This window comes from Bradyrhizobium yuanmingense (assembly GCF_900094575.1).
Taxonomy (GTDB): Bacteria; Pseudomonadota; Alphaproteobacteria; order Rhizobiales; family Xanthobacteraceae; genus Bradyrhizobium; species Bradyrhizobium yuanmingense.
Genome location: NZ_FMAE01000074.1, coordinates 1 through 3,453, shown reverse-complemented (window position 1 = coordinate 3,453; position 3,453 = coordinate 1). Strand labels below are relative to the sequence as shown.

At 57.6% G+C, this 3,453-nt stretch carries 2 protein-coding genes and 1 pseudogene; all 3 read right to left on the bottom strand.

The features are described from left to right. Positions 1 to 190: 190 nt before the first annotated feature. Positions 191 to 979 (bottom strand): YopT-type cysteine protease domain-containing protein, encoded by a 789-nt coding sequence (locus tag GA0061099_RS38925; RefSeq protein ID WP_074448684.1) that lies wholly within the window; start codon positions 977 to 979, stop codon positions 191 to 193. Between the two features lie 717 nt (positions 980 to 1,696). After that, the gene (locus GA0061099_RS38920) at positions 1,697 to 1,948 is read right to left on the bottom strand and encodes a helix-turn-helix domain-containing protein (protein ID WP_158644935.1); all 252 of its coding nucleotides are present in this window, start codon (positions 1,946 to 1,948) and stop codon (positions 1,697 to 1,699) included. A gap of 429 nt (positions 1,949 to 2,377) precedes the next feature. Further along, positions 2,378 to 3,088: pseudogene (gene istB / locus GA0061099_RS38915) on the bottom strand (IS21-like element helper ATPase IstB); the annotation flags it as partial. Positions 3,089 to 3,453: the final 365 nt, after the last annotated feature.

Sequence of the window (3,453 nt, the reverse complement as noted above, 5' to 3'; positions counted from 1 at the left end):
CGACAGCAGCAAGCAACAGTGGCGTAAAGTATCGGGAAGAACGAACGGCAGCAAGCTCCACTTAAGAAACCAGACCCGGTGGTCCTCAGCATAGGCGTATCCTAGAAGCGGGCCTCAAGTCTTGCTGTCAGAATTCCGATCCTGTTCGCCTACGGACCGAACGGCAAGCCCGCATCAGGCTCGCCCGGCGTCATCGTATCTTTTGTGTGGTGATTGTCGACAAATGCCGCCCATTAGGGTTCCTGTAACGATTGGCAAGACTTTCGAACAATGCACCCATCTCGCCTGATGGAACGGTAAATTCTCCATAGTTAGGATCGAAGAGCGTCGTGCTTCCGTTCGACGCCGATGTCGCAACTGAGTGCCTTGCACGTTCGGCGAAACCCAAGCTGAGCAGATACTTCGATCCATCATCGGTGATTTTGTGCAGCATGCTCGAGAAGCTCGTAGGATCGCCGAACGTGTATGTGTTCCCTTTCTTGGATGCCTCCAAGCCCGCGTCCTTCAACACGGTGGCTTTTGCCTTAAAATTGGCGTCAGAACTTTCCGCTCCCTCGTTTCGCGACGATTTCAAGAGCTCCTCATACTGCTCCTGGAGCCGAGCCGCTGAGTGGTGCCCGTCCGATCCGGGCACTAGCGCATTCATTCGGGATCTCGGGCTGTTCGGGAGATTGCTGAGCCACCCTGCGGTCAGCCCAACGCAGATGTTATCTGCATTCGCCTGCGGCAATTCGGCCGTGCGGTATTGGAAGAGGGAGGTGCTCGGCCTCGCTGGAGAGGATGCGCTGGGGGTGGCTGGATCCGAGGCATATGGCTTACTGGCGCAGCACCCCATTTCATCGGGCAGATCCCCGTGCGGCAGGTCCATCTGCAGCGCGAGATCGGCAAGCTTTTCCTTAACGCTGTCGCTGTTTACCGACTGGCTCGGTTCGTAAGCTTGGCTAGCACCTGTGGATGAATCACTGATTCGGTTATACATGGCGTTTGGCCTTCCCTTGGCGTACGTTTCGTCGCAGTGAGTTAGGGCCGCTTAGGCCCTGCTGCGAATGATGATCGGGCAAGCTGACGGCGAGCTGACGAGTAGGTGTTGCCGAGCTCAGAAAGCAACCTTTGCGCGGCCTCAACATCCTACAGAGTCAAGGTCAGTTTTTCCGGCGATGCACCGGAGTTTCACCCAGCAGGCTGTTGAAAAACGCGCTCGCCACGGACCCGCGAGCCTGATTCATTGTCCCTGACGAGATCATCGGAGCGTTGAGGATACGCTCGCCATGTCTCGCACTCTGTCGACGTACCGTGGATTCCGCCGAGCGCCAACGTGTGCCTCGTCTCCTTTCAGGGCTAACCCCATCTGCGACCGCCTTCCCGCTATGAGGGTCCAGACGCGGGCGGCATGGTGACCAACCAATCCTGGTAGGTGCGCCGCGGGTCTTTCGGAGTATACAATCCGGCGGCAAGCCCGGGGCTGTCCTCCAGGGCGGGCAGGTCAGTATTCCCTGTGGGACCGGAGCCGTACGTTGCGGAGGCGAGGGTATGGAGCGCTGCCAAAATCGAATTGCCCGAAATAGCTTCTGGCGCTAACTCCCCTTCCTAGCAGCGGCGTTCCCTCGAATCCGAGGCCTACGTTTTCTATATCGTGTGGAGTTGACCGTGAAATCGACCCACCACGAGTTTTTCATCATTCGTACTGTCATATCCGTTATTTATCGATTGTTTCGGTCCGCTGCCTCGCCAAATACGAAATGATGTCGTGCTTGGCGAAACGAATGCTGCCGCCCACCTTGAGGAAGGGAATGCGTCGCCGCTGTTGCAGGCGTCGCACGCTAGAAGTGGAAATTCTCAGTAGTTTGGCCACTTCAGCGGCGGTCAATAACTCAGCATCAGCTCCGAAACAGTCGGGAATTTTCAAAGAACCATACGGCGTCGGCGAATTATCATCGCCGGCTGGCATCTCGACTCTACCATTGTTGGGAGGTTTGTGCATGTGCACATGTTGCGCGCCGACTGGAACGATGGCCAGGCGCGGAGCCGTGACTACAGGAGACGTCCGTGAAATCTTGGGCGGGCTTCCGCTGGAGGCTCTCCGATTAATCCGATTTCGTTCGTGAACGACTTGTCTGGCTTGGGCCAGAGACCTTCGGTAAGCCAGAGGTGCCCGGAAAGGTTCGAATTCAGCCCAGGGAGCAAATTGAAAGCGCCTGGGTGTGAGATTCGCTGGAGAGAGGTAAGGTTAGTTCTCGCTTGTCAAAGCGAATTTCCTGAATTGCGATTGCCCCGCTGAGGCGCTGTCAATTTGAATGCTACCCAGAATGGTCGAGTCAACTATACAACCGTGGCCTGTGCCGTCGCGTTGAGCACAACACCAAAACTTCTTCGGTAACATGGAGTCACCGTTCAGTTCGAGCCTGTGGGCGTTGTGAAGCAGGCGATCAAGTATGGCGTCAGCGTAAGTTGAGTCATTTATGAGATGGTGCCATTTTGCTATTGGAAGCTGGCTGGTGACGAGTGTTGATCGACGGCCGTAGCGGTCCTCGAGCATTTCGAGCAGATAATGCCGGGCATTGGCGTCGACGACTTGCAGGCCCCAATCGTCCAAAATTAGGAGGTCGACGGCGGCGATGCTCTTCATCCGCGAAGCGAGTCGGCCATCGCCCCGGGCAAGGTCCGGTTCTTCGATCAACCGCGGCAGCCGGGTGAAAAGCACAGAGTGGTTGTCCCGGCAGGCCTTGTGGCCGAGCGCACAGCCAAGCCAGCTTTTTCCGACGCCGGTTCGCGCAACAATGGCGCAATTCTCATGGTTCTTGATCCAGTCTCCCTTAAGCAGCATGTCGAACAAGCGGCGGTCGAGCCCACGGGGGGCGCGGTAGTCGATATCCTCAGGCACGGCATGATGACGCAGCTTTGCCTTGCGAAGACGAAGCGCCAGGCGCCGGTTGTTACGCCAAGTCGCTTCATGGCCCAGCAGCAACGCCAGCCATTCGGCGTGAGCGAGGCCCTGGACCTCCTCGTGGTCGGCGAGGCTCGTGAAGGCCTCGGCCATGTCGGTAAGGCCGAGCCGGGTAAGCAAGTGGAGTGTAGGGTGGGTCAGCATTTTCTTCCCTTTTAGTGGTAATAACCTGAGCCGCGGATGTTGGTGTGTATAATCGGCTCGCGCTCTGGGGACGCTGGAGTTGGAACGCGATCGAGCCCCTTCTCGAGGATCGATTTGACGCTTGGGTAGTTGTGAGCCTGGATCTCAAGCGCGCGCAGCGCGGCCGCCTCGAGGCGCTCGGCGCCAATGCGCTTCTCAAGCCGGATTATGCCCAGGCACGAACGATAGCCCTGATCGGGATCGGCCGATTGTCGATGATCCAGTCAACCAGGTGATCGCACCGTTGAGTTCAGCCAAGCTGTAAAAAGTTCGGTCGCGCAGCCGCCCCATCTGCGCCCCCGCTCGTCCCTAATCCAGGGAGCAAT